Origin of the sequence: Rhodococcus sp. KRD162 (assembly GCF_017168335.1) — a bacterium.
Lineage (GTDB): Bacteria > Actinomycetota > Actinomycetes > Mycobacteriales > Mycobacteriaceae > Rhodococcoides.
On record NZ_JABFAU010000007.1, the window covers coordinates 1 to 25,495 of the forward strand.

The following is a 25,495-nucleotide window of genomic DNA, read 5'->3' on the forward strand; positions in this document are numbered from 1 at the left end:
GTTACGCCGTTGGGAGTAAGTGTGGAACGGGGCTTGGGAAGCTCTGCGGCAGTAGTGCGAACATGCCATCGGCTGCGTGTCATCGACGCACATCATCCGGTCACTGACCGAGTATGCACAAGCTTTGGCAAGTGTCGTTTTCGATCACCACCGGCAACAAGAAAGGCCGACTCGACCTGAATCGACAATGGTGCCCCGCCGCCGCCATCACACCCATCACATGACCGACACCACCACCGCCGAAGTCATCCGGACCATCGTCGATCACCGACAATCAGCACACACCACCACAAGCACAGGAGAGATCGTAAAAATCGGCGACCGCTACTACCTCGCAGCCGGCGCACCGGGCATCGTCGTCGTCCGCGACATCCAACCCGAGGGCCTCGTTCTCGTCGAAAACGAAACACCAGGCCCCGGCGTCTACCCCTACCTCGTCAAACCCGACACCCTCGTACCCGCCACCACCTGAACGCCCTAACCCCGACGCCGACCGAGCCGCCGAAGGTTCGCGGCATGAAGCCGCGCCGCCCGCTCCTCCGAATCGACCCACAACGGATACCTGCACTGAGAACAAAAGTTGTCCAACGGCAACGGAATTGGGCTACTACACCGCGGACAGTCATCCAAATGCGACCGACTTGTCATGGCCTCCACCTGTATATCCATAGGCGGTGACCCTGCCACAGGCCACCGACAACCACAGTCCGGCTGACCCGGTCATCGAAGGCGGGTCGCTTGGGTCAACGAGCGGTCTACCACGCAGTTGTTTGTCGACCGGCGATGTCTACGAGTCGATCGAGGCCGACGTTCATGTCGACCAGGTGGGAGTCGAGTAGCGGAATCTCTTTGAATGGCTGGGGTTCTACGAACTGCATGTGGGACGACTCGGCGGCGACCTCTGTGCGCGAACGGTGTCTGCATCCAACTGGCCATCCTTGCCGGATACCTCACCGTGGGCCGGACCGCTGTTCCTGCTGGCGGTGGACCACCGGCGATGCGCACCCTGAGGTAAGGACCGTTAGTGAAAGAGCTACCGCGCGGTGGTGTCGCTGCGATCGATGGCTGACGCGGCCGGATGATCGACTTCCGTGATCATCGCCGCGATGGTTCGCAGAGGCAGATTGCGTTCCTGCGAGAGCGTGGCCATCAGCTCGAACGCGCGCAGCGCGTCGACCGAATAGCGCTCCATCAGCATCCCTTTGGCTTGCCCGATCAGATCGCGGCTTGCCAATCCGGTGGCGAACTGGTTCCGCTCACGCGCGGACAGCAACGCAATGGCGGCGTGCGCAGCGACAGCTTCACCGACGACGACATCGTCAGCGCCGAACGCGTCGGGTTTCGAGCTGTAGAACACCAGCGCGCCCAGGTCAGCGTCACCGGAATACAGGCGAAAAGCCGCTAACGATCGAACGTTCGCCTCGACCGCCGCCGCAGCGAAGAGCGGCCACCGGGATTCGCGCTCGAGGTCTTCAGAAACGACGGTGTCCAGATGCCACAGTTCGGTGTCGATCGGGCCCTCACCGAGCTCGTACTGAAGTCGACACATCTGCTCGGCAACCGGATCGGTGGAAGCGACGACGGTACGAACACCACGCCGCAGCGTAGTGACACATCCTGTGCTCGCATCAGAGATCAGCTCGACTGCCCAAGCCAGAACATCGTCGAGTACCTGTTCCACCGTTCGGCTCCTACCGCCAATTGCTCGTGCGAATTCGGCCAGCCGCAACACCGTCGAAACCTCCGATGCAGCACCGACCGAGCCCACAGACGGCCTCCCACCACTGTTGTGCACGGATGAGCTTGTTCCGGCAGGCTCTCCCGCACGCGCGGCGGGTCGCTCGTTCATCGACACTCTGTCTCTCCCCGTCCCGTCGGACGCACCGTTGCCCCTCGCTGTCGTATCTGTGCCGCGCACGCCGGGATCCCGAGTGCAATCGATGAATGCCGACCGTCGTGCACCGGGATCAGCGAAGAATGTCCTGGGGTCTCTTGCGCCGCGCTTCTGGACGCACCCCTGCGCTGAATCGACCCTGCTCTCAATTCGAGCGTCACAGGATCGAGCACTGACATGCTACCGGCAGTTCAGTCGGACTCGATCGAGGACCTTCCACACTCGCGTCCGAGCTTCTGCCCACCCTGAAGTTCAGCGCAGGTGGTGTGAGAACGCGTCATCGAGGGCATGCACGTTGTGGTCCCGTTCTGTGCTGTAGCGATACGGCGCGCTGTGGGATCAGGGTGCCGTAGGTTCAGACCAAGAGCCTGCGGCACCATCGCAGTAGTTGCTGTGCCTCGTTTGCGGTCGCCACGACATCCCTGTCACCGCGGCAGCCGACACCGCATCTGGTTCGGGTTCCGCAAACCCCACCAGCGCAACCCGATTCCGAATCGGCCCCACCGATTTCGGGCCACCTCGAGCCACCGCCTAACGGCAACACAGAGCTGCCGCGACACCGAATGCCGTCGCCCCCGCACCGTCACCTCGACAGCCGTGCCCCACTGCCGCGCCGCCGCCGTAGAGCACCAGCTCCGGCGGCGTTCTGCGTCCCACCACCCGAGGCCGGCCACGTGCGCATGCGCCCCTGCGGGTCACACGCACCCTACGGGCTGCACCGAATCGAACTCCGCTGCGCTCCGCACTCACAAGAGCGACAAGAATCAAATTACTTACGGGCGTAGGTGGCTTCTCAATAGGGTTTGTCAACTGTTGTGCCCGCTTGGTGGGTGTGTCACGACGGTTCGTGGGCTCGGTGTGCGGAGCTACCGCTTGTTACCGGAGAACAGTAGTACCGCGCCGAGGCCGATCATGAGGCCGCCGCCGATGCCCTCCATGCGCGACATTCGCTTGGGGGAGGTAGCTAACCAGTCTCTGGCTGAGCCTGCGATGAGCGCCCAGACCGTGTCGAGCGCAATGGCGACGATTACAAAGATCAACCCGAGCGCGGCAAGCTGAACTGGCACATGCTTAAGGGATGGGTCCACGAATTGGGGGAGAATCGCCACGAGAAAAACGATCGATTTCGGGTTCGTGACTCCGACCGTGAAACCCTGGAGCAGCAATCGTTTTCCCGACAGCGTCTCGGAGTTCTCAGCGGATACCGCGGACGTTCGGTTGCGGTGGCGAATGGTCTGCACGCCAAGGTATGCGAGATATCCGGCACCCAAGATTTTGATAACGGTTAGTGCCAGAACGGAGCTTGCAATCAGTGCTCCCACCCCGGCGGCGACCGCGATGACCAGGGGTATCTGCCCCAATCCATTGCCGAGGACATTGAGTAGACCGCCGCGACGTCCATACGAGATCGAGCGGCTCACGGTGAACAGGACGCTGGGCCCTGGGACGGCTATCAGGGCGAACGACGCCAGGGCAAAGGCGGCTGCCGTAGTCAGAGAGATCATGAGGTTGCTTCCGTGCTGTGAGGACAATCCAGGTCAGATGGACTATGTCGACGGCCGGAAGGCTTATTTTCAACTCGTGTCCGCGCCGGGGCAACACGGTAAGACAGAATGTTCGATCCAGTCTTCCCTCAGACTGTACCCCGACCCACGCCGGCCGCGCGGTACGGCTGGAAGACATCGATACGCTCACGCCGAAGCCCCGTCGTACACGGGAGCCGCGTTCACCGGAGTGCGGATTACGGCGTGGGAAGGTGCGTGGCGAGGTAGAAGCTGCCGTGCGGTCGGCCAGGCGGCGACCCGGCCCTCGAACCACACGGTATTCGCGATCGAGCGGAACGACGAGAAACACGACTGTTCGTCCGACCCGCACTCGCTGCGCTCCCCGGCGAACACTCGCACCGGCCAGGCATTGACCGTCGACGCCGTGCGCCGCGTCTCTTTTCCGCGCCACCCGGAAGCGAAAAAGAACGCAGTAAAGAAAGAGGCGGGAAGGTGTCCGATAACTTTATTTTAATTCCACTGACGAATAGGCATTAAAGACAGCGGGCGATATGAAACAGCAAGTGCAGCAACGCAAATTGCCGGTATTGAAGTGGTATTAGCCCTGGTGTAAACGCCGCTATTGACGTAAAATAGAAGACAACGCAAGCAATTCCGACAAGGAGAAAGCTATGTCGATCACTGTGTACACCAAGCCGCAATGCGATCCTTGCAGCGCAACCAAAATCTTCCTGGATAGGAAGAAGGTGAACTACCGAATCATCGATGTCACCGAGGACTCCGACGCCTACCGCTTCATCACCGACGAACTCGGCTACCGACAGACCCCCGTCGTCTACGTCGACGACAACCACCACTTCAGCGGGTTTCAGATCGACGCCTTGAACGAACTCACCCCCGCCTGAAACCCACAAACCCGCCAAACACAGAAGAGGTCCCGTCATGCGACTCGTACCCGCCTACACCCCCGACCCCGACTACATCGACCGCCAGATCGACGCCGAACTCACCGCGGAACACCCCGCAACACGCCGGGCCGACCCGGCCGAGGGCGAGCATAACGACATCGACAAAGCCGCATCCTGACCACTGACGCGATGCAGCACAGCCGGTAGCAATGTCCCGCCGGTACGACGTTCGACCCGAAACGAACACGAGGCCCACGATGAACGCACTACGCGCAGTCCCCACACCCGGCGAAGACCCGGCAGCGCAAGCGCGCGCGGACCTCGCACCCGTCGACGAGTTGCACGTCGCTCGCAACGTCGAGCCCGGTTACGACCCGGCCACCGACCCCGAAGCAATGCTCCTGTGCGCGCTGATGGATGTTCGTAACCAGAGCGCCGACAGAACCGACATCGAACGCATCACCACCACACTCACCGCAGCGGACTTCGAGGATCCCGCGCACGCGCGCATCTACAGCCACATCGTCGACCTCATCTCCGCCGGTGGGCCCCACGACTTCGCCTCCGTTACAGGTGCGCTCATCCGATCCGGAGCCGACGGAGCCAAAGATGCTCCGCTACGCAAACGCCTCATGGGCATCGTCACCGCCGGAGCGCACTCCGTCGCCGCCGTGCACTACGCCGATAACGTCCTCTCTCAGTCCTACCGCCGCAGCTTCCACATCGCCGGTGGGCGACTGATTCAGGCCGCCGAGGAGGCACCCGAAGCTGATCTGTTCGATTTCATGGTCGAACTCGGCACCCGGCAGCGTGCAGCGTTTAACCGGCTCAACGCTTTTCGTCGTGCACACTCGTGATGATCACCGGTACGCAACCAGCCAAGAATGACGGTTCTGTACTACACAATAGCCGTGTTGTGTAGTACACTACTCGTATGGCGATCGAATGGACCGACAGTGCCGACAAGCACGGTATCGACCACGCCGACGCGCTCCACGCGATCGAGAACGCCTACTACGTCGAGCGAGAATTCGACGAGCCGCGAGTGCCGGGACATGCGAAACCATGGCTGTTCATCGGCCCACCTCGCGCACTGGGAGGAGCGCTGTTGGAGGTGATGGTCGAAGTGATCCCACCACGAGGAATGGTCGGGATTCCACGTCATGGAAGCCCGACCCAAACACCTCGACCGCACGACCGACTGACACCACGGGAATCGACGTTCCAACCGCACACCCGCACAACTCCACCAACTGAGGTGACACACCATGACCGAACACACCGACCACCAGGCCCTGTCGGAATGGGCCGAGAACGAGATGACCCTGCCCAAGAACTCGACCACCGCTCTGCGCGGCGACGACGCAGCAGCCGCCGGGCGGGCCCTGCTCGAACGAGCCGGAGGCGGCCGCCCGTCGTTGGACCCGAACGCACAACCCGGCGAAAAATCCCCCCGCCGACAGGTCCGACTCCCGAAACCACTGAGCGACAGGGTCAACGCCATCGCCGCGCAGCAGGGCCGCAGGCCCGCCGACGTAATGCGCGAAGCCATCGCCGAATACGCAGCACACCACAGCCAGCCCGCATGAGCGCCGCCGACGTCGACACCGCCGTGCTCGGTACCGGACTGCCCACACACGTCCGCGAACAGATCACTGCCGTCATCGACGCCTCCGGCGACCTCGAGCAGGCTTCACCCGGTAGCGGCGCGCTGACGGTGCAGGTGTGCTCGGCATCGGACACCTCGTACGACGCCGCGACGTGGAGCACCCTGGGCACCTACCGGGCTGCAGACGCTGCCACGCTGGCCGAACGACTGCTCGACGCACTCGGTGACAGTGCGAACATCGGAACCGACCTCGGTGTCCTGATCGTCACTCACACCCACACCGACACCCCGGAGGCACCGGCCATGACCGCACCCACCGCACACGGAGCCGACGGAACCCGCGCGCCGGCCGTGCCGCTGCTGACCCTCGACCTCGCCAAGGCCGACGCACTCGGCGAGGACTTCGAGTGGCCGCAACCGGGCACCGCGGCAGCGTTGGGGACCCCGAACACACTGCTGCACGCGGCATTGTGGGACGGGGCAGTGAGCTACGACCGGAGACTGTGGGGCGAGCTGGAACTGTCGGCCGAGTTCACCGCCCCGAACCGACACGAAATTCAATTCGTGATCACCTACGAAATCGACGGCGCACCGAACATCGTCGACGGCGACACCACCGACTACCCGGCCGGCTTCAACGAACTCTCCGACGACGAACAGAACGCCGTCCCCTCCACCCTGGTCCCGAACCCGGAAACCGCGCGTGCCTGGTTGACGTACCTCGTCGACGCCTTCAACGCCCTGCACGCGAGTACCGACAAGCTCGTCCGCGGGTGGCCCCAGCACTGAAACCCCCTGCGCTGCAACAACGAAACCCCCGATCACCGTGTGGTCGGGGGTTTCGTTGTCGGGCAGTCGATGCGGGTGGGGTGCGTCAGTCCTGGCGGATGGTGCGTAGGAGCTGCGTCGGTCAGGACACAGGCGGTAACGGCGGCGTCGAGGTCTGCGTATCGGCTGCTGGTGCGCTGCCGGGCTGAGTGTGGTCGGCGGGGGCGTGTTCGGCATCGCCGCGGCGACGCGGGGTACTGCGCCCGGACGCGCGCTTGGAAGACTTGGATGTCTTCTTACCGACCGGTGCCGGTGCGGGTAGCGGCAGGGCGGTGAGTTCGGCGGCCGTCCAGCCGGCTTCGATCGCTTTTTTGTAGGCGGCGGCGTGTTCGGCGTTCGCACGTTCGGCCGCGCGGGTCGCGTCGGCGACCTTTTCTCGTGCATCGGCGGCGGCTTGGGCGGCGTCGAAGAGCGATTCGATGTATTTGGTGCGGTTCTCGATCGCGGCGCGCGCGTGTGCCAGTGCGGTGTCTTTGTCGACAGCGGGAGAGACGGAGGAGGTGATGGACATCGGAGTGAGGGCCTTCCAGTTTCGGTGCGCGGAAATCCCCAACCGGACAGGCACCGATCGTTCACACACGCTGCCCGGCGAGGAACGCGGTGCAGGGGTGGATCGGTACGGGTGGGGCGCGCTCGAACGTGACCCTCATCGACGCTCGAACATCATCGAGTCTAAACCATGTTCCCTGCGATGCGGCGGCGCAGCATACGGGCCGAGAGTGGCCCTTGGCCGCGCCGAGTGCGTTGCATTCCCCACAGATCGTTCGTCTAGCGAACGGCACTCCGAACTGTTTGACTACCGACATGTCCGACGTGGGAAAAAGCACAAAGGGTGAGCGCGCCGTTGGTGATGTGGTCCAAGTGACTCGGTCGAAAGGCACCGTTGTCACCGGAACGATCGTCGAGGACTATGCCGACGTGGTGCGAGCTGTGGACGATGATCTCGGTCGGGACTGGGCGAGACCGCATCGGTGGGCCGTTGCACTCGACACCGGTGTGCTCGTCTTCGTCGACGACGATGATCTGATAGCGACGCGAGCGTTGCCGTGAGCGTGCGATGACGAGGCAGGGCAGTGGTCTCGATCCGCTGTTGGCGTTCGCGGTGAAGTGGGAACCGTACGGCGGTGCCAGTGCCGAGGACGTCTTCGCCGAGTTCGGCATCGACATGAGCGAGTATCGGCGTCGGTTGTTCGTGATGCTCAGCTGCAGCGATCGCGGCGGTGTCCGCGCGCCGCTGCGGGATCGGCTGATCGCGTACTCGATCACACCTGCTCGACGTGTGCAGAGTGAGGGGCGCTGAGCGGAGCCTGACGAGTGCCGTTCAGTAGTAGTCGTTGCCGTACGGGTCGCGTCGATACCCGCGACGTGGGCGGTCGGCGACTCCGCTCGCACCGCCGAGTGCGAACAACGGAAGCATGAACAGCATGACTGCTGTGACCGCAAGGATCGCGGCGATGACGGTGGAGAACACAACGGCGATTACGACGAGGAACGCGACGCCGCCGACGATGCGCAGGATGTTTGCGATGAAGCCCTTCCATCCAGCGTCGGTCTCACCGAGGTACTGCACGTACCAGATCAAGAATCCGGCACCGGCAACAGCGAGCAAGGGCAAGAGCCCAACGTCGTCGGTGAAGAGCGAGGAAAGTGTCATCGGGTCGGTCCTTTCGTGTGAGGACTGCGGCACCCGATCGGTGTGGCGAGGGCGGTATCGATCAGCTCGGCGGCCTCGCGCAGTCCGAGACCGGGATGGTGTTCGCGCAACGTTTTGATCGCTGCGATGCGGTTCGGTGTCGACGCGATGGAGTGTGCAACGGCGTCATCGGAAACCTCGACTGGGCCGGTGCACTTCTCGGGGTCTTGTCGGTGGCGGGTTCGCCACTGATACACCGTCGTCGCCGCGTACACCACGACCGCGAGGATCCACACTGCCGCGATGCTGACGTTCCAGGCCGAGGGATCGTCGACTGCGTCGGTGACGGTGTCGCGCCCGAGGAATATCAGCAACACCATCATCAGTAGTTGCGCACCCCAAGGGCGTCGGGTGAGGACTCGTCGATACCAGCGAGGTTCGGGCATGGTGTCACCTGCTCTTGTGGTGGTCTAGAACAGGGTCGGTGGTGCTTGCGCGTCGAGGCTGTATCCGGCGAGGGCGGCGCGCAGTCGGTCGGCGTCGTATCCGTCGCGGAGTGCGTCGCGGACCGCCACGGCTCGTCCGTATCGTCCGCGTGGATCGCCGCCTGCGGGCGTCGGTCCGATGTGGCGTCCGGTAGCAACAGCGTGTGCAAGGTTCGTCGATTGGGTGCCGCGCTTGAGGTGACCGTCATCGACTCGCACGCACAAGGTTTCGTCGCAGTCGTGCTCGCCGACGATTCCGTCCCCGAGGTCGCTGTGCGCGAGCAGCAGCGCGAATCGGTGCGCAGACAATGTTCGTGGGGTGTCGCCGTCGGTGAAGGTGAAGCGGCCGTAGCCGTCGGGAAAGCTGACGGCCGATCGCCACAGCCAACACGTCGGAGTGATGACCACTTTCGTCCAGAAGCGTGCCACGGTCTTGGCGGTCAACGGTCCCTGCAACGGCCGCCACGATCGACGAACCGACATCTCCGGTTCGACGACGGTGTCCCCGCCGAACAGTGCCAGTTGCGTCGTCGCGGTCACGGTCAGCGTCCCGACACGTGGTGACTGTCGGCGAGGTGTCGACGCCGCGCGTTTTGCAGCACGACGAACGCAACGGAGGAGGCGTCGGCAAAGGTCGATGTCGTATTCGATCCTCCGGCCGCGAGTTCGATCGTCGGGGCGTGGAAGTCGCGAAAACCCGCGTCGGGGACGGACGGTTGCGCAGGTTTCTCACGTCCGCCGATTCGGATCGCGGCTCGCTCGATGAACCCTCGGGTGTCGCGGAAGGAGATCGCGGGCAGCCACATTCGGGAGTGCTGCACCGCCGACGCGTAGGCGAGGTCGGCGTTGATCTGCACCGTTCCCAGGTGTGCCGAGTGCAATGGAGACAGCACCGACGGTGTAACACCGAGTCGGTGCCCGAGGCCGGTGCCGAACAAGTCGGTTGCGGTCTCGACACCGATCTTGTCCGACACGCGGATGCGTGCGTTGTCGGTGTAGACCGCGTACGTCCCGTGACTGTCGAAATCGGGCTCGAGCCACACCAGCGCCGCGCTGCGTTGCACGACCGACGCGGGTTCGATGATCGCCGCGCCGGTCGCGGCGGCGACACGTGCTACGAGGTGCGGGTGCAGCAGTGCGACCCAGTCGGCGGCGTACTGACGGTCCGGGCCGAGGGTGAACTCGGCGTCCAGGCGTGCTGCGGTGTGCACGCGTACTCGTCCGGTGTCGTCGACATGGATATGCGGAACGGTGCCGTCGCTGCTCCAGGCGAGCACGTTCGGATCCGTGTCCGGTGTGTGGGGAGCGGGGTACCCGGCGTCGGTCAATGCCGCCACCAGTTCGCCGGTGTAGACGCTCATCTGTGTTCTCCGTTCGTGTCGTCGGCAGGTGCCGCGACGGTGTCCGGCGACTAGCCGGCCACGCCGTTGTCGGAGTCATCCGACGAGTCGGCGTCGGCGAGTAGTGCCAAAAGTTTGCGTGCTTCCCCGGTCGTGATCTGGGTCAGTGTCGCGGCGGCGGCGAGTGTTCCTTCGCGGGCGCGGATGTCGTCGAGCGCCCGGGCCATCGCCAGTTTCGCTGCGTCGATCTGCTCGGCGGCGGTGAAGAACGCCGTCAACGACGCCATGTTCGCCGCGTCCCGGCGCTGACGGTCTGCGAGCACTTTCTGCTGCGCCGCACGCGCCCGAGCACGCGCAGTCATCCGAGCCTGTGTCGACGCCATGCGGCCAACCATAGCCCCAGAGACCGTCAAACACAGAGATCCTGACACAACCTCCCGCCACATCACCGATCCACCACCACCGAAACCCCAGTTCACCAACCCAATCCCATCCACCAGAAATTACCGATCCAAAGCCAAGGCCAACCCACACACCTCATGCACTACGGAGCTAGATGCGTTTCCGCTGGTACAGTCCGCGTTTGTGATGGGTCTGCACAAGCTGACCGCTGGGGATGGGTACGAGTACCTGACCCGGCAGGTCGCGGCTGCCGATTCCACCGAGCGTGGGGCCTCCTCTCTGGCCGATTACTACTCCGAAAAAGGCGAGTCACCCGGCCGCTGGGCCGGGGCCGGGTTGGCCGAATTGGGGTCGGTCGCAGCGGGCCAGCAGGTCTCCGAAGCGCAGATGAAGGCCCTGTTCGGTGAAGGTCTGCACCCGAACGCGGACCTGATGTTCGAGCTGGCGCTCGCGCAAGGGGCGTCTCAGGCCGACGCCGCCCGGTCGGCGAAACTGGGCCGGGCGTTCAAGATCGACTCCGGAGCGACCGCGTATCGGGTGGCGTGCGCGGAGGCGTTCGTGGCGCACAATCTCGCACGCGGGCAGAAGTGGAACGCGGCGATCGACGACGCCGACCGTGCGCGGATCCGCACCGATGTCGGATCGAAGATGTTCGCAAAGGAGTACGGCCGCGCGCCGGCGGACGAACGGGAACTGTCGGGCTGGGTGGCGAAGGTCGGCCGGCAGAAGACCACCGCTGTAGCTGGGTTCGACTTGACGTTCACACCGGTGAAATCGGTGTCGGCATTGTGGGCGGTCGCCCCGCGTGAGGTCTCGGAACAGATCGAAGCTGCACACGAGTCCGCGATCGCCGCCGCGGTGACGTACCTCGAGAAGCACGCGTGCTTCACCCGCGTCGGTACCGGGGGAGTGGCGCAAGTCGACGGCAACGGTTTGATTGCCGCACAGTTCACCCACCGCGATTCGCGCGCGGGTGATCCGAACCTGCACACCCACGTCGCGATCAGCAACAAGGTCGCCGCCACGATGCCCGACGGCACCACCAAGTGGCTCGCACTCGACGGGGCCGCGTTGTACCGCAACAACGTTTCCGCCTCCGAGGTCTACAACACCGTCCTCGAAGCGCAGTTGCGTGAACGCATCGGCGTTCGGTTCACCGAGCGAGCGTCGACCGATCGCAGCAAACGTCCGGTCCGCGAGATCGACGGCATGGACGAACGTCTCGCCGAGCGGTGGTCCTCGCGCAGCGCCGTGATCAAACTCCGCACCGCCGAACTCGCGCGCGCCTTTCAGGCCGATCACGGACGTGAACCGACCGCCATCGAAGCGATCTCCCTAGCCCAGCAAGCGACGTTGGAAACCCGTGCCGCCAAACACGAACCGGTCTCGCACGCCGACCAACGCAGCGGTTGGCGAGCCGAAGCGATCGAGATCCTCGGCTCACAGAAGGCGTTGTCGGAACTGGTCTCCTCGATCACCGCGCACACCGCCGCCGAAGCGACGATGGACTTCGATCACGCCTGGGTGCGCGAGACCGCCGAACGTTCACTCGACATCGTCTCGCGGAAGCGATCACGGTTCCTGCGGCACAACATTCGCGCCGAAGTCGTGCGGCAAGTACGCACTTTCGACCCACCGGCCGGGCGCATCGACGCACTCGTCGACACGGTCACCGACCTCGCGTGTGGGGAGGAGTTGTCGATCGACCTCTCCGGTGCCGCCGACGCCGACCCCGCTGCCGATATCGCCCCGGATGTGATGCGCCGACGCGACGGTGCCGATGTGCACACCCGCCACGAATCGCAGTTGCTCACCACCGCAGCAGTACTCGATGCCGAAGCGCGCATCGTCGCCCTCGCCGGACGCACCGACGGTATTGCGATCGACGACAAGCATGTCGAGATTGCGTTGCTCGAATCAGCAGCGAACGGTCTCGACCTCAACGCCGGGCAGCGGTCGCTGGTGCGTGCGATGGCGACCTCGGGAGCGAAAGTGCAGCTCGCACTCGCACCCGCAGGCACCGGCAAGACCGCGTCGATGAAAGCACTGACGACCGCGTGGCAGAACGCCGCTGGCCGCGTCGTCGGGTTCGCGCCGACCGCTGCTGCCGCCGCAGTCTTGCGTCAAGATATCTTGACGACTACCGATACGTTGGCGAAGTTCGTCGACATCACCCAACGCTTGCGCGAGGGCCGGTCGGTGAAAGTTCCGCAGTGGTACACCGACATCGGCGAGGACACTCTCGTCATCGTCGACGAAGCGGGCATGACCGGAACACTCGATCTCGACGAAGCAATCACTGCACTTGTCGAGCGCGGTGCAACGGTGCGGTTGATCGGTGACGATCAACAGCTCGCCTCCGTTGCCTCCGGTGGTGTGCTGCGCGATATTCACGACCGCATCGGTGCGTTGTCGCTCTCGCAGGTCGTCCGGTTCCGCGACAGTGCCGAGGGTGCCGCGTCGCTGGCGTTGCGTGACGGCGACGAGGCCGCGATCGGGTTCTACATCGACCACGGACGGGTCCATGTCGGATCAATTGCGACGGTCACCGACGACGCCTACACCGCGTGGGCGGCCGATCATGCGGCCGGCAAGGACGCGCTCATGCTCGCCCCGACCCGCGAGCTCGTCGCCGAACTCAACACCCGCGCCCGCACCGACCGCCTCGCCGCCACCGGCAAGCGAGTCGGCCGGGAAGCCGTCCTCGCCGACGGGCTCATGGCCAGCGCCGGGGACACCGTCCGCACCCGCTCAAACGACCGCCGCAACCCGCTCTCGCAGACCGACTGGGTTCGCAACGGTGACCGCTGGATCGTCGAGAAAGTCGGACGGGACGGCTCGCTACAGGTCCGGCATATCGAACTTGGACGCAGCGTCACCCTCGACGCCGACTACGTCCAGTCGGCCACCGAACTCGGCTACGCCGGAACGGTGCACTCCGCACAGGGCTCGACCGCCGATACCTGCCACGTCGTGGCCACCGGCGACGAGACCCGTCAGCTCGCCTACGTCGGGCTCACGCGCGGCAAGCAGGCCAACCACCTGTACTTGGCGACCGCGTCGGACGGTGACCTGCACACCGCGATGACCGAACGCGGAATGCTTCCCCCGACCGCTGTCGACGACCTCCGCGAGATTCTGCGGCGCGACGGCGCACAGGTCTCAGCGCACTCGACCCTCGCCGAAGCCGACGATCCGCACCTCAATCTCTCGCCGGCCGCGCGGGCCTACGACTACTCGGTGGCCACCGGCTCCGAAGTGCACCTCGGCCCGGAGGTCATGGCCGCGATCGACGTCGCCGCCGAACAAGAAGCACCGGGTCTGACCGACGAGCCCGCATGGCCGACCCTGCGCGGACACTTGGCGATCCTCGGTGCACACGGCCGCGATCCCGTCGAGGCGTTACGCAGTGCTGTCCGCTCGCGCGAACTCGATACCGCCCTCGACAGGGCCGCAGTTCTCGACTGGCGTCTGGACCCCAGCGGCACGCATTCCTCCGCCACCGGGCCGCTGCCGTGGCTACCCGCCATCCCGACAGCAGTACACGATCTGCCCGAGTGGGGTGCCTACCTCGACGCCCGCCAGGAATTGGTGACGGCGCACTGCGCACGCATCGCAGCCGACGTCGCCACGTGGACACCGACCACTGCACCGGTGTGGGCGCGCCCGCTGCTCACCGACGAACCTGACCTCGAACTGCTCACCGATCTCGCGGTGTTCCGCGCTGCGCACGATGTGGACCCGGCCGACCGGCGCCCGACCGGACCGGAGCAGCTCGCCGCCGCGTCGGTGAAAGCGCAACGCAGTCTCGACCGCCGCGCCGCCGAGGTGATCGAGACCGGAAATGATGCCGTCTCCCGGTGGCGTCCGTTCGTCGACGAACTCGACCCCCACATCGCCCGCGATCCGTACTTCCCGATCCTCGCCGACCGACTCTCGGCCGCCGCCCGCGCGGGAATCGAGGTTCACACCCTCGTTCGCGACTCGCTCGCCACCTCGCCGCTGCCGGACGAGCTCCCGGCTGCCGCACTGTGGTGGCGTCTCTCCGGTGAACTCTCCGCCGCCGCGCTCGATGCCGACACCGACGGCACGGTCCTCGAACCATCCTGGGCACCGGTGCTGACCGAACTGCTCGGCTACACCGCCGCCGTCCGCGTGATGTCGGATCCGGCGTGGCCCTCGCTCGTGGCGACCGTCGACGCCGCCGACCCGACCCTGTGGACACCGGGGCAGTTGCTCGGAACCGCGTACGAGTTCCTGCACGGTGGCATCGACCCGGTCGATCACGGTGTCACCTTCCCCGCCCACGAACTCGCCACCGCCCTGACGTGGCGGGCCGAGATGCTGGTGCGCGAGAACCACCTCGCCCGCACCTACACCCCACTCACCGTCGAACCACTGTCGGTCGAGGACGAAGAAGCCGTTCCCGTCGCCGACGAGGCGGTCGCCGACACGATCGGCGGTGAGCTGCCCGACGAGTTCGTCATCCCGGCACCACTACCCACCCAGGCTGCTGCGACCGACACCGTCGTCGACGGTTCGACCCCATCGGTTCCGGTCGACGCCGACGCCGACTACCTCGCCTCCCTCGACGCACTCGACGCCCCCGTCGACTACGACCAGCCGCCACCACCGGAATACGACAGCGGCTACGACCAACCGCCACCGGAGTACGACGGCGAGTACACCGGAATCGACCACGAGGCCGGCGCACCACCACTCGACATCGAGGACGCCGCGGTCGAGGCCGGCACCGACAACGCCGACGCCGAAGCCGACGTGTGGGAGGCGCTGCGCTCGTACGTCGAGGTGATCGAGCTGCCGTACCCGACGGTCACCACCGACGAACGAGTGCGCCTGCTCACCGCCGATCTCGACGACGCGAAAGTCAGGTACCGGGAGCTGCGTGGTCGGATTTCCGACGGCACGAGCCCCTCACAGTTTCATGCCCGTACGATGCTCGCCGAGCTGCAGGAGCGAGCCGACCGGCAACGTCCCGCCCGCATCGCGATGCTCGACACCCGCCAGGAGTGGACCGACCGCGAGTTCGAGGCCGAAGCGCTCTGGCATCACATCGACACCGTCATCCGGCCCGCTGTCGTCGCCGACGTCGCGGCCGCCGGGGACGACGACGATGCACGTGCCCTCGCTCAGCGCGGTCTGGACTGGGAGATCTGGCGTGCCGGGTTCGTCGACGACACCGCGGCCGCCGCTCGCGCGTGTGCACACGAGGCAGCGGCGGAGTACGAGCGCGTCACCGCTGCCGATGGGGGAGAAGTCACCGCTGTCGACGTCACCACTGCACGTCTGGCGGCCGAGAGCATCGATCTCGGCACCCTCGCCGCGCTCAAGGCCGATGTCGACCGCACCGAAGCGATGCTGTGGCGGGCCGAACAGGCAGCGAAGCGCGCGGCGATGACCGACACCCCGACCCCAACGCGTCTTTCGTTGGAGTCGACCGTCGAGGTCGTCGACGCACCAGAAGCCGACACAGTCGAACAACTCGAGCACGATACGACGGTCCCGACAGAGCTGTCGGCGGAGGCCACCACCGAGCCCGTACCCGAGCCGCAGCCGGTGCTCTCACCGGCCGATGCCGCTCTGCTCGCCAAGATGGAGCAGGACCCGATCCGGCTCGTCCCGGACGCCGAGCTGGCCGCGTTCGTCGACCGCGCCGGACGCGACCGCACCGAACCGACCGTCGTCGCCGACACCGAGAAGCTGTATGCCCGACTCGACGAGCAAGCCGCCGCGATCGCAGCCGCCCGCGAACTCGCCGCAGAACTACGCCGGATCACCGCGCAGCACGAGGCTGCACGCAGCGAACACACGACACTCACCGAGCAACTGACGACCGCGAAGCGACGCGACCGCAAAACACTCGAACCGGCCGTGGACGATGCACGCTTACGCCAAGAACGCCTCGCCCGCCAGGCCCGCAACACCCAACGCGCCGCCCGCGACGCCGCCGGCCGGGTGGGTGCCGGGGCGAGCGAGTGGGCGGCCATTGTTCAGCGCGCATCCGATCTCCACCAACGCGTAGGCGACTTCGCTGCCGCTGAGTTGTTCGATACTGCTGTCCTGGAGCAGGGTCGTCGCCGTAGAACGATGTGGGTCGGTGGGAGACAAGCAGACGCTGAACGCCGTGTTCGTGCAGCGGCAGATGCTGCACAACGCCTTGATGCTCCGGCCATCTCCGGAATCACGGACCGTGAGAGCGATGTTGGGACGCCACCTGTGGATCTCGATCAACGTCCCCGCGCACTGGTGTCTCCGCCTGGCAGAGTCAGGCCGGGTACGAGTTCCGACCGTGGTGATGGGCTTGGACCGCTCGACGCGGGGATAGAACGAAATCAAAACCATGACCTCGATCGGGGCCTGTAAGCGTCGCGGTTGGATCCGCTCCCGATCGGCGGACACCGACGTCTTGAGGCTCGATGGCAGTGGCCAAGCGCGCCTCAGCGTATCGAATAGGAAGCCCGTCCGACTGCTCCACCGAGTGTCAGAAGAACGCCCGTAGGTTCTTGTGTTGACGTCGGACCCATGCAATACGGTCCGTCAAGATATCTTGACGGACCGTATTGCATGGTGTGATGGAATGACTATGTCCCCAGTTGGGCATCCGTAACTTCAGCAGCAGATTGTGGCTCGTGCGGCATCTCTCAGCGCGGTCGATCGCGGGTAGACCTGGTGTACTCCAATTCCCACGAGCAAACGTGCAGCGCGCCAGGCACTTGCGCACCCGTTCTTGCACCACGTTGGAACGGACCAGTCGGGAGCACAGACTGGGTCGTTTGTGTTGCAGACGCTGTTGATCGAGATGTCTTTACTGTCGTTGAAGCGGGTTCCGTTGCTACCTGCGACCACTGGGAGCAACTGGCCGATCCCGAGCGACGAGCGTGATGCAGAGCCAAAGGGGACCACTCCGCTGTCATCGCCGATGCGATCACCATCACCTACCAGGACCGCACTGCTGACATGGAACTGACGTAGTTGTGGTGCGTCGAAAAGTTGAATCAAGCGGTGCATAACCATTGCGCCTTGCGAATAGCCTCCGAGCGTCACGGACACGGACTCACATTCGGGCAGTGTCTGCACTTGCTGAAGTAGCTTCACGGCCTTGGTGATCCCGTCGGGTATCCCGTCGAAGTAGCCGGTGTTGCCGAACAGAACCAATGGTATCGACGTTACCGAGCGCGCCGGGTAGTCGACGGCGATGGCGTTCACCTTGTAGTCGGTGGACCCCTTTTCTGCCATAGCGTTGTACACGGCAGTCATTGTTGGTCCCAAGCCGCTGGATTCGCCCGATCCCCGGGCAGCGATGAGCAAGTGGTCGGCGTTCTTGCACGCTTCACTGACAGTAGTTCGTACCGGGTCCGGCGCGGCAGACGCTGCAATTGGATAGACGAACACACTGGCCGTTGCGGCGATAGTGGCTACCAGTAGTGCTCTCATTCCGCGCCGAGAATTTTTGCTTGGCCAATGCATCGGGCTCCCCTGATTTTCGGCAGACGGCCCCATATGAACCGTCCAGCTTTCGCTGGCAGTGTGCCCCAACGCTGTGCGCGCCTGGATGTATCCAGGGAAAGTTCATACGTCTGAATGAGATCCTTGGCCGAAATGTCGATCGGCTAAATAATGCAGCGTGTCAGCGATGACCGCTACCGATACACATAGTCGCCGTTCCTTTCAACCAGCTCACCACTCTGGACCGGAGGTGGCACTGCCCCGCACGCAGTGGCGTAGTCCTCCGCGATATCGGGGTTGGAGTCGCCTGGATTGTCGGCATACCAACCCGATAGCTGGGCGCACCGTCCATTGTCATTGTCGGAGCCGACCCAACCGAAGAACTCCACAGCTGCAAACCCGACCGCCACGATCACAGCGATCAGGCACAGACCAACAAAGGCCATTCCCACGCGCTCGCCTCCAGTAGCTGGCGCGCTGGGATCTCGCACCCACATCCGATCCTTCTCTGACCAGTAGTACCCATGAGCGCGGGTGAAATTGGACGGAGAATCCGGCCATTTCAAGTCTCGTAGTAGCTCACCTGTCCGCAATTTCTTGTTGGGAGGAATGCCGGGAGGCGAACGCCGAGCTGGACGAGAATCGCGATTTCGGGTCAGCCTGTTCACGGAGTCTGCTGTTGATGAATCGAGCGCTGCCGTAGCGCTCGGCCCTGCCATCCTGGACCTGACCAATGGCACGTATCGTCCTGCCGCAGCAGCAGCTTCGGGCGAAGTCACGAGTACGCAATGCCGGTTCTCTTCGGGGGCGACACCCTCATCGTCGCCGGGCACATGAAAAGTGACGTACCCCGGCGCTGTCGGTCCTGGGTTGAGAAAAGACACCGATTTGATGTTCCGGTAAGCGATAGTGACCTTGTCCGAGCCCTTGCCTGCGTCAGGGTCGAATGCCAGCGTCACACCCTGGGAATCGACCGTCACGTTGCCGTCCGAACCTTTATACGTGGTTTCCACAGTCTGCCTCCAGGATGGACGATGTGTTCGCCGGAACGTCGTCCACAGCCAACAGACCGTTACAAGCGTTTTCGTCGAGAACAGTGTCTTCACGGTCCCCCGGGTTGCGGCCCTTCTACGACGGGCCGGCCGGAATCCGCTCGCTGACCTGGCTGATTGGGGAGCACCAAAGATCCCCACCTACTGCTGACCGTCAAGATTTCTTGACGGTCAGCAGTACGTGTCTGGTCGACCGAGGTTTGTCCTTAGGTATCGAGGCCGTATTCGTTGTCAGGTTCGTGACCTGGCTCCGGTCCCTCGCGCTCGGTGCCCTTCCACGGCTTGGCCGTGTTGGGTCCATCGTCCACAGCGCGGAGGAACTTGCCGGGCCGGGTCGATGTATCGCCCAATCCCAGCTGTTCGTCCGTGACCGCACTCTGTGCGGCGGCAAGCTGAGCAGCAATTGCTTTGTCGTGCATCATTGCTCGTACATCGTCGGCGCTACCCATCCCGAGGTCTTCGACGAGTGCGGGGGTGGGGTTGAGCATCAGCGACCACCCCGGCTTGCGTCCTTTCGCTGCCGCGCGTTCGGCACGGGCAGCGTCCCGGGCAAGGGCTTCGGGACTGGTCTCGGCCTCCTTGATCTCCCGCCGCAGTCGGGCGACTTCGTTCGAGAGATCCTTGAGCTGCACCGCTTTTGGGAAGTCCGACAGCTCGACCAGTTCGAGGTCGTCGAGGCGCTGTTCGTCTCGATCGAGTGAACGTTCGGCCTTGGCCAGGTCGGTGTCGACGGTGTACGCCATGTTCTCCACCCGCGTGAGCAGACCGAACGAGTGTTGGCTGCGGTCACCGTCCCCGATCCTCGGATACAGCTCGTGTGCTTCGATCGCTTTCGTCGACGACCCGAGTCCGGAGAACGACAGATACAGCGCACTGGCCTGGGCGGGACGGGAGGCTTCGATCGGGAATCCGCTCATCTCCGCGATCACCATCGTCTTGGTGAGCCCTTCGCCCTTGAGGGCCTGGTAGGTGCCCTGCAATGCCGTGGCCATCGCATTCGCGGCGTCGCTGCGCTTGTCGTAGAACTTCCCGCGGATGGTCATGCCTGGCCACTGGTCGACCTCGCGCCGGCCTTTGAGGATCGGTGCTGCTTCGGTCAATTGGGCGACACGCTGGCGTGCCCGCGGTACTTCGCGGCGCAGCCGGTCGCGGTCACGCTCGATGGAGCGTTGCTCGGCGAAATGCGAATCCGCTTCGGACTGGAGCTCTTGGAGCTGGGAGTCGAGTTCGATCTGCTGGATGTACCGATCGTCACCGGTGGCGAGGGCCTTGGTCATGGCCGAGTTCTCGGCGAGCGAGTCGCTGTCGAGGTCGACCACGCGGCGCATCGAGCGGTCCGCTTTCTTGAGCTGTTCGATGAAGTGCGCCTTGCGGTGCACGGTCTGCCACATCACGGTGTCGAAGGTCTTCTCGGCGACGTAGTTGAACACCTTCACATGCGCGTTCTGGTTGCCCTGCCGGATGATTCGGCCCTCGCGTTGTTCGAGGTCGGCCGGTCGCCACGGCACGTCGACGTGGTGCAGCGCGATCGCGCGGTCCTGGATGTTGGTGCCGGTGCCCATCTTCTCGGTGGACCCGAACACCACCGATACCTTTCCGGTGCGGCACATCTCGAACAAGCGGGCCTTCTCCGACGGCTTCGGGTAGTCGTGAACGTAGGCGATCTGCGCGGGCTCCATTCCGCCGGCGAGCAACTCCGCGCGGATCCCGTCGTAGATCGACCACGACCCGTCGGCTTTCGGGGTGGAGCGGTCGCAGAACACGATCTGCAACGCACCCGGCGTCGGGTGAGGTTCACCGGAGGAATCGAGATACGTGTTCTCGCTCGATTCGTTGTGCACGTCCAGGATTCGCTGCGCGACGATATGCGCCCGGGAATGCTCCGGCGGTGCCGGATCGAGATGCGCGACCCTCGGGTCGAGGGTGGCGTTGCGGCCGTCGTTGGCGACCTTGAGCGCATTGTCGATATCTGGGCGTTTGGCGTCGACATGGTCGGCGCGATACCCGAGGTCGGCGATGAAGTCCTGCACTTCCAGGGCCGGGGTAAACGTGACGTCGGTGTTTCGGCCACCGTCCTTGACCGGCAGGTTCGCCGGCACCTGATCACGGGTGACCGCGTCGGTGTAGACACTCGTCATCCCGATGAGATCACCGACGTTGGTGAATTCACCGACCCGAGTCACTGCCCGCAGTCTCGATCCGGACGAGTTCAGCTCGACCCGCTCGACGGTATCGGTGAATGTTGCTCCCCAATCGTTGATCTGGGCGACCCCGGCGTCCTTGAGCAGATCAGGACGCAGGTAGTGCTGCATCACCCACAGCTCGGCGAGGGAGTTCGCGACGGGGGTGCCGGTGGCGAACGTGGCCACGCGTTCGACGTACTCCTCCGGCGGGATGCCCTTGGTGATCGCTTCCTCGCGGCGCATCGACCGCAGATAGTTCAGCTTGAGGTCCATGTCGGTGGCCCGGTGCGAGCCTTCGTTGGCGAGCTCGGTGACCCCGGACGCGCGGGCGAGATTCTTGAACTCGTGTGCTTCGTCGATGAAAAGGTAGTCGCAGCCCGACGCCTCGAACGTCAGCCCTCGGTCCTTCCCGGCCTGTTCGAGCGCGGTTTCGAGTTTTTCTTCGAGCCTGGTCTTCATCGCTTCGAGTCGTTTGATGGTCAGATCTGACGTCGCGTCGACCAGCGCTGCATCGAGATCGGCGACTTGGGTGCGGATGTACTCGGCTTTGGTGCCGGGATCGACCCCGATCGAGGAGAACGCCGACCGCGGCACGATCACCATGTCCCAGTCCTGCGAGGCCGACTGTGCAACGAGCAACCGGCGCCCTTCGGCGTCGGTGGCCGCCGATCCGGACAGGATTCGCGCGCCGGGATACCACTGCCCGGCCTCGCGAACGACCTGGTCGATGATGTGGTTGGGCACCACCACCCACGGCTTGTCGGCCAGCCCGAGGCGCTTGAGCTCCATCGCACCCATGAGGATGGTGCCGGTCTTGCCGGCCCCGACGACGTGATCGAGCAGCACCGTCGGCTCGGAAACGATCCGAGCGGCGGCGTCGCGTTGGTACGGGTACGGCGAATACTTCTCACCCAGGCCCGGGAAGGCCATGTGCGCGCCCGAATGCACGGGCGCGACAAGCGAATTGAACTTGTCGTTGTAGATGTCGAGGAGCTGTTCGCGGCGCACCTCGTCGGCGTGCAGTGCCCACTGCCCGAACTCCTGGGCAAGCCGCCGGGCCTTTGATTGGGCGGCGCGTGTCGCGGCATCGTGCACCGTCGGCGCGCCGGCACTCTCGCGGAACTCTTTGGAGCTGGTGATCTCGATCGGGTCGCTGTTGAGCAGATCGGTGAGCATCGCGGGCCAGCCGTAGTCCCCGGCGCGCATACCGGCGTTGCCGATACCGCGGTCCTCGGCCGGGCGGTGCTCGAAGTTGTATTTCGTCGACCACGATCCGCGTTTGGGTACCAGACCCCACTTGAGATCCTGTTCACCCGCACCCGGATAGTGATCGACCGCCACGGTCCATCGCCCCGATGCCCGCTCGATGGTGACCGGAACATCGGCCGGTACCTCGAAGGTCTCGCGGACGAACTGGGTGTAGGTCTCGATCGGCACCCACGGCGCACCGAGAGCGACATCGACTTCGGTCTTGCGCGGCGGGATGACCGCGGTCAAGGCGTCGACGTTGGCTTGGTAGCGGGGATCGAGGGCGGCGATCTCTTCGGCGTCGGCGAGCTTGGTGCGGACATTGCCCGACAGGTACGTCGACGAGGACACCCACCGGGTCGGGTCGGTCAGAGTGCGGAAGGCGCGTCCCTCCATCTGGGTCTCGGCGTGCTCGACGGTGGTTCCGAGTAGTTCGGCGATCCGACCGACATCGAGGCGGGCCTGTTCGTCGAGGCTGATGGCCATCGCCTCGTCGACCGTCTCGGCGTGGCTGCGCAGCTCACGCGAATGCAGGACGTCGGTGTGGAAGATCGCCGCCTTGCGGGCGGTCATGGTCTCCTCGTCGAAATGCTCGAGGGAGAGCACCGCAGCGAACGTCGGATCGGTGCGTAGCGCTTTACCGAGGTGGCTCTGCAGCTTGGTGGGCTGGCGCGGGTTGATCCACGCATCGTCGGACAGCCGGTCGTAGACGTCTTCGGGAACCTCACCGGCATACGGGTCGCCGGCGACCCCTTCGTCCTTACGCCAGGTGTCGATCGACTTCGCCAGAGCGGCGTCGTGCTGCGATTCGGTGAGGTCCTTGGGCGTTGTCATGGTGAACCGGTTGATCGGGCCGTAGCGGGCAACGTAGGCGTCGTACTGCTCACCCAGGATCTCCCGCAGCGCTTGCCGTTGACTGGGGTCGGTGGGGCCACGATGGGAGTCGATGAGGGCGTGGGTGGTGTCGCGGAGCGCGAGCAGCTCGCCCCATTCGGCGACCTGCTTGGCTCCGCGAGTGTTCACCGGCTCCCAGTCGCGCGAATTCCAGCGTTCGATGATCTCCATCTGCGCGTCGTGTCGCAGCGTTCCCACCGCGAGCTCGTCCTCGGCCGGTCCGTTCCCGATCGCCAGCAGTCCGCGCTCGAAGTCCTCCCGGGTCGGGCCGAGGGTGTCGCGCCACGATGCGGTGAGCCCGAGCCCGAGCCCGTCGGCCTTCGCGACATCGACGATCGCGGTGAGCCGATCCTCGACCAGGGAAGCGAGGTCGACGTCGCTGTCGGGGGCGTCGACGGACAGAGTCTCGTTGCCGTACTGGCCGTGCCCGACCCGTAGCTCACCGAGCACCCATTCCGGGTGGTCGGTGTAGACGGCATTGATCGGCACACCCTTGTCCTCGCCGGCATCGTCGAAGGCAGTGGCGTTCTCGAGCTGCAGGAACCGTTCTGTCAGCGGCGCAGGCTTCACCCCGTCGGCGCGGCGACGGAACACGAGAATGTCGGTGACGACCTCCGTCCCGGCGACACGGCGGAACGCGTTGGACGGCAACCTCACTGCCCCGACGAGGTCGCCGAGGGCGGCGATGTCGCGGCGGGCCCGCTGGTTCTGGGCGTCGAGGGTGAAGCGGGAGGTCAGGACGGTGACATAGCCGCCGGGTGCGGTCATCGCCAACGATTTGACGATGAAGTGGTTGTGGATCGAGTGCTTGGCCTGATTGTGGACCGGGTCGTAGAGCCGGTAGTCCCCGAACGGGACGTTGCCGATCGCCGCGGTGAACGAGGATGCCGGTGCGGTGGTCTTCTCGAATCCCTCGGCGCGGATCTGCGCCGACGGGTTCAACGCCGCGGCGATCGCGGCAGTGGTGGCGTCGAGCTCCACCCCGACCATCTGCGCCGAGCCAGGGGAGTGGGCGATGAACGTTCCCGACCCGCAACCCGGTTCGAGGACACGACCGCCGGAGAACCCGGCCCGGATCGTCGCCTTCCACATCGCCGCAGCGATGGCCGGGTCGGTGTAGTGAGCGTTGAGGATGGTCCGCTGCGCCTGCGCCCACGCTGAGTCGTCCAGCAACGAACGGATCTGCTCGCGTTCGGCCGCCCAATCGTCGCGGCGCGGGTCGAAGACCTGCGGGGTCGCACCCCAACTCGACCACCGAGCCAGCACTGCTTGCTCGTCGGCGGTGGCGTACCGATCCTGCGCGGTCACAGCCGCGAGCACCCGTAGGGCTTCGATGTTCGCTGCCACACGGGCTTTCGCTCCGGACGGAACCAGAATCTCGGTGCCGGGCCGGAAGTCGACGGGCTCGACATTCCACAGGCGCTCGGCGACCGTCTGAGTGTCGACCGCCGTCCCTTCGGCGGTATCCGGTACCGCTGTCGTCGCCGCAGGTTCGGGTGTCGGTTCGGCTGTGGGGGAGTCGATCTCGACTGCAGTTGGGGGAGTGCTCTGAGTGGGGAGGAGTTGATCGACGCGGCGGCCGTCGACGGCGATCAGGTGCCGACTCTGGTTGCCGAAGTTCACCGCCGCAGCGTGATCGTCGGGCCCGAGAGTCTTCTGATTCTCTTCCGGAATCAGCGACACATCGCCCGCGCGCCGCAGCTCCATCAGCGCATCGGTGACCTGCTCACCGGTCAGTGACCCGTCGAGGTCGGCGCGGATCCGCGCCAACCGCACGTACGCTTCGTCCTCGCGCGCGAGCCGGCCGTAGGCGTCGCGCACCAGGTCCGTCGCCGACGGCATCGGTGCGACAGCGTCGACGGCGACGTCAGGGGCGACCTCCGGTGCGGGCTGGAGCTCGCGCCCCTGTCGGGATGCGGCGTCGGCGGCGAGGATCTCGGGATCGACCGGTGCCGGTAGCGGTGTGCCGCCGACATCGACGGCAGCCGGGTCGATCGGCGCTGCACCGTCGGCGTCGAACGAGAACAGATCGAGCTGGGCGTCGGAT

At 64.9% G+C, this 25,495-nt stretch carries 20 protein-coding genes; 9 read left to right on the forward strand and 11 right to left on the reverse strand.

Annotation, left to right across the window (positions count from 1 at the left end; translation table 11 throughout):
• The first annotated feature begins 220 nt into the window (after positions 1-220).
• Positions 221-472, forward strand: coding sequence for a hypothetical protein (locus tag J1M87_RS11750; RefSeq protein WP_206489759.1), 252 nt, complete (start codon positions 221-223; stop codon positions 470-472).
• Between the two features lie 561 nt (positions 473-1,033).
• On the opposite strand, the gene J1M87_RS11755 is transcribed toward J1M87_RS11750, so the two are convergent.
• Together J1M87_RS11755 and J1M87_RS11760 are read right to left on the reverse strand one after the other, a co-directional pair.
• Positions 1,034-1,681, reverse strand: a complete 648-nt coding sequence (locus J1M87_RS11755; protein ID WP_307830789.1) for a GAF and ANTAR domain-containing protein — start codon at positions 1,679-1,681, stop codon at positions 1,034-1,036.
• 1,079 nt (positions 1,682-2,760) lie between these two features.
• The gene (locus J1M87_RS11760; protein ID WP_206489761.1) at positions 2,761-3,399 is read right to left on the reverse strand and encodes a LysE family translocator; all 639 of its coding nucleotides are present in this window, start codon (positions 3,397-3,399) and stop codon (positions 2,761-2,763) included.
• A 671-nt stretch (positions 3,400-4,070) separates the two neighbouring features.
• Here J1M87_RS11760 and J1M87_RS11765 point away from each other — a divergent pair.
• The 5 genes from J1M87_RS11765 to J1M87_RS11785 all read left to right on the forward strand — a co-directional run bounded on the left by J1M87_RS11765 (position 4,071) and on the right by J1M87_RS11785 (position 6,705).
• Complete coding sequence (locus J1M87_RS11765) at positions 4,071-4,304, forward strand: glutaredoxin family protein (protein ID WP_206489762.1); 234 nt, start codon at positions 4,071-4,073, stop codon at positions 4,302-4,304.
• 37 nt (positions 4,305-4,341) lie between these two features.
• Entirely contained in the window at positions 4,342-4,485 is a 144-nt protein-coding gene (locus tag J1M87_RS11770; RefSeq protein ID WP_206489763.1) for a hypothetical protein, read from the forward strand.
• Between the two features lie 79 nt (positions 4,486-4,564).
• Positions 4,565-5,164, forward strand: coding sequence for a DnaB-like helicase N-terminal domain-containing protein (locus J1M87_RS11775; protein WP_206489764.1), 600 nt, complete (start codon positions 4,565-4,567; stop codon positions 5,162-5,164).
• 411 nt (positions 5,165-5,575) lie between these two features.
• Positions 5,576-5,896 (forward strand): hypothetical protein, encoded by a 321-nt coding sequence (locus tag J1M87_RS11780; RefSeq protein ID WP_206489765.1) that lies wholly within the window; start codon positions 5,576-5,578, stop codon positions 5,894-5,896.
• Positions 5,893-6,705 (forward strand): hypothetical protein, encoded by an 813-nt coding sequence (locus tag J1M87_RS11785; protein WP_206489766.1) that lies wholly within the window; start codon positions 5,893-5,895, stop codon positions 6,703-6,705. The genes J1M87_RS11780 and J1M87_RS11785 overlap by 4 nt, the downstream gene beginning before the upstream one ends.
• 121 nt (positions 6,706-6,826) lie before the next feature.
• Here the strand turns inward: J1M87_RS11785 and J1M87_RS11790 are convergent, their stop codons facing one another.
• Positions 6,827-7,255: a hypothetical protein gene (locus J1M87_RS11790; RefSeq protein ID WP_206489767.1), complete on the reverse strand. Its 429-nt coding sequence runs from the start codon at positions 7,253-7,255 to the stop codon at positions 6,827-6,829.
• 350 nt (positions 7,256-7,605) lie between these two features.
• Here J1M87_RS11790 and J1M87_RS11795 point away from each other — a divergent pair, with 350 nt between their 5' ends.
• Positions 7,606-7,794 (forward strand): hypothetical protein, encoded by a 189-nt coding sequence (locus tag J1M87_RS11795; protein ID WP_241256807.1) that lies wholly within the window; start codon positions 7,606-7,608, stop codon positions 7,792-7,794.
• Positions 7,795-7,801: 7 nt separating this feature from the next.
• Positions 7,802-8,044, forward strand: coding sequence for a hypothetical protein (locus tag J1M87_RS11800; protein WP_206489769.1), 243 nt, complete (start codon positions 7,802-7,804; stop codon positions 8,042-8,044).
• 21 nt (positions 8,045-8,065) lie between these two features.
• Here the strand turns inward: J1M87_RS11800 and J1M87_RS11805 are convergent, their stop codons facing one another.
• The 5 genes from J1M87_RS11805 to J1M87_RS11825 are packed head-to-tail and all read right to left on the reverse strand — an operon-like array spanning position 8,066 to position 10,585.
• Complete coding sequence (locus tag J1M87_RS11805; protein WP_206489770.1) at positions 8,066-8,398, reverse strand: hypothetical protein; 333 nt, start codon at positions 8,396-8,398, stop codon at positions 8,066-8,068.
• Positions 8,395-8,823 (reverse strand): hypothetical protein, encoded by a 429-nt coding sequence (locus J1M87_RS11810; protein WP_206489771.1) that lies wholly within the window; start codon positions 8,821-8,823, stop codon positions 8,395-8,397. Before J1M87_RS11810 ends, J1M87_RS11805 begins: the two co-directional genes overlap by 4 nt.
• A 24-nt stretch (positions 8,824-8,847) precedes the next feature.
• Positions 8,848-9,402 (reverse strand): hypothetical protein, encoded by a 555-nt coding sequence (locus J1M87_RS11815; protein WP_206489772.1) that lies wholly within the window; start codon positions 9,400-9,402, stop codon positions 8,848-8,850.
• Between the two features lie 2 nt (positions 9,403-9,404).
• On the reverse strand, positions 9,405-10,223 hold the full coding sequence (locus J1M87_RS11820) for a hypothetical protein (RefSeq protein ID WP_206489773.1): 819 nt from the start codon (positions 10,221-10,223) through the stop codon (positions 9,405-9,407).
• 50 nt (positions 10,224-10,273) lie between these two features.
• Complete coding sequence (locus J1M87_RS11825) at positions 10,274-10,585, reverse strand: hypothetical protein (protein WP_206489774.1); 312 nt, start codon at positions 10,583-10,585, stop codon at positions 10,274-10,276.
• A 205-nt stretch (positions 10,586-10,790) separates the two neighbouring features.
• Here J1M87_RS11825 and mobF point away from each other — a divergent pair, with 205 nt between their 5' ends.
• Entirely contained in the window at positions 10,791-16,988 is a 6,198-nt protein-coding gene (gene mobF / locus J1M87_RS11830; RefSeq protein ID WP_241256833.1) for a MobF family relaxase, read from the forward strand.
• 246 nt (positions 16,989-17,234) lie between these two features.
• On the opposite strand, the gene J1M87_RS11835 is transcribed toward mobF, so the two are convergent.
• The 3 genes from J1M87_RS11835 to J1M87_RS11845 all read right to left on the reverse strand — a co-directional run bounded on the left by J1M87_RS11835 (position 17,235) and on the right by J1M87_RS11845 (position 25,476).
• A complete protein-coding gene (locus tag J1M87_RS11835; protein WP_307830790.1) occupies positions 17,235-18,125 on the reverse strand; it encodes a cutinase family protein in 891 nt (296 codons plus the stop codon).
• Positions 18,126-18,265: 140 nt separating this feature from the next.
• Complete coding sequence (locus J1M87_RS11840; protein WP_206489777.1) at positions 18,266-19,177, reverse strand: hypothetical protein; 912 nt, start codon at positions 19,175-19,177, stop codon at positions 18,266-18,268.
• A 152-nt stretch (positions 19,178-19,329) separates the two neighbouring features.
• Entirely contained in the window at positions 19,330-25,476 is a 6,147-nt protein-coding gene (locus tag J1M87_RS11845; protein WP_241256834.1) for a helicase-related protein, read from the reverse strand.
• Positions 25,477-25,495: the final 19 nt, after the last annotated feature.

What these genes read in the sequence shown, in the direction of transcription:
- J1M87_RS11790 (WP_206489767.1), bottom strand. Translation starts at nt 7,255, where the DNA reads ATGTCCATCACCTCCTCCGTCTCTCCCGCTGTCGACAAAGACACCGCA.
- J1M87_RS11760 (WP_206489761.1), bottom strand. Translation starts at nt 3,399, where the DNA reads ATGATCTCTCTGACTACGGCAGCCGCCTTTGCCCTGGCGTCGTTCGCC.
- J1M87_RS11770 (WP_206489763.1), top strand. Translation starts at nt 4,342, where the DNA reads ATGCGACTCGTACCCGCCTACACCCCCGACCCCGACTACATCGACCGC.
- J1M87_RS11785 (WP_206489766.1), top strand. Translation starts at nt 5,893, where the DNA reads ATGAGCGCCGCCGACGTCGACACCGCCGTGCTCGGTACCGGACTGCCC.
- J1M87_RS11805 (WP_206489770.1), bottom strand. Translation starts at nt 8,398, where the DNA reads ATGACACTTTCCTCGCTCTTCACCGACGACGTTGGGCTCTTGCCCTTG.
- J1M87_RS11835 (WP_307830790.1), bottom strand. Translation starts at nt 18,125, where the DNA reads ATGGGGCCGTCTGCCGAAAATCAGGGGAGCCCGATGCATTGGCCAAGC.
- J1M87_RS11780 (WP_206489765.1), top strand. Translation starts at nt 5,576, where the DNA reads ATGACCGAACACACCGACCACCAGGCCCTGTCGGAATGGGCCGAGAAC.
- J1M87_RS11750 (WP_206489759.1), top strand. Translation starts at nt 221, where the DNA reads ATGACCGACACCACCACCGCCGAAGTCATCCGGACCATCGTCGATCAC.
- J1M87_RS11825 (WP_206489774.1), bottom strand. Translation starts at nt 10,585, where the DNA reads ATGGCGTCGACACAGGCTCGGATGACTGCGCGTGCTCGGGCGCGTGCG.
- J1M87_RS11810 (WP_206489771.1), bottom strand. Translation starts at nt 8,823, where the DNA reads ATGCCCGAACCTCGCTGGTATCGACGAGTCCTCACCCGACGCCCTTGG.
- J1M87_RS11765 (WP_206489762.1), top strand. Translation starts at nt 4,071, where the DNA reads ATGTCGATCACTGTGTACACCAAGCCGCAATGCGATCCTTGCAGCGCA.
- J1M87_RS11820 (WP_206489773.1), bottom strand. Translation starts at nt 10,223, where the DNA reads ATGAGCGTCTACACCGGCGAACTGGTGGCGGCATTGACCGACGCCGGG.
- J1M87_RS11775 (WP_206489764.1), top strand. Translation starts at nt 4,565, where the DNA reads ATGAACGCACTACGCGCAGTCCCCACACCCGGCGAAGACCCGGCAGCG.
- J1M87_RS11800 (WP_206489769.1), top strand. Translation starts at nt 7,802, where the DNA reads ATGACGAGGCAGGGCAGTGGTCTCGATCCGCTGTTGGCGTTCGCGGTG.
- mobF (WP_241256833.1), top strand. Translation starts at nt 10,791, where the DNA reads ATGGGTCTGCACAAGCTGACCGCTGGGGATGGGTACGAGTACCTGACC.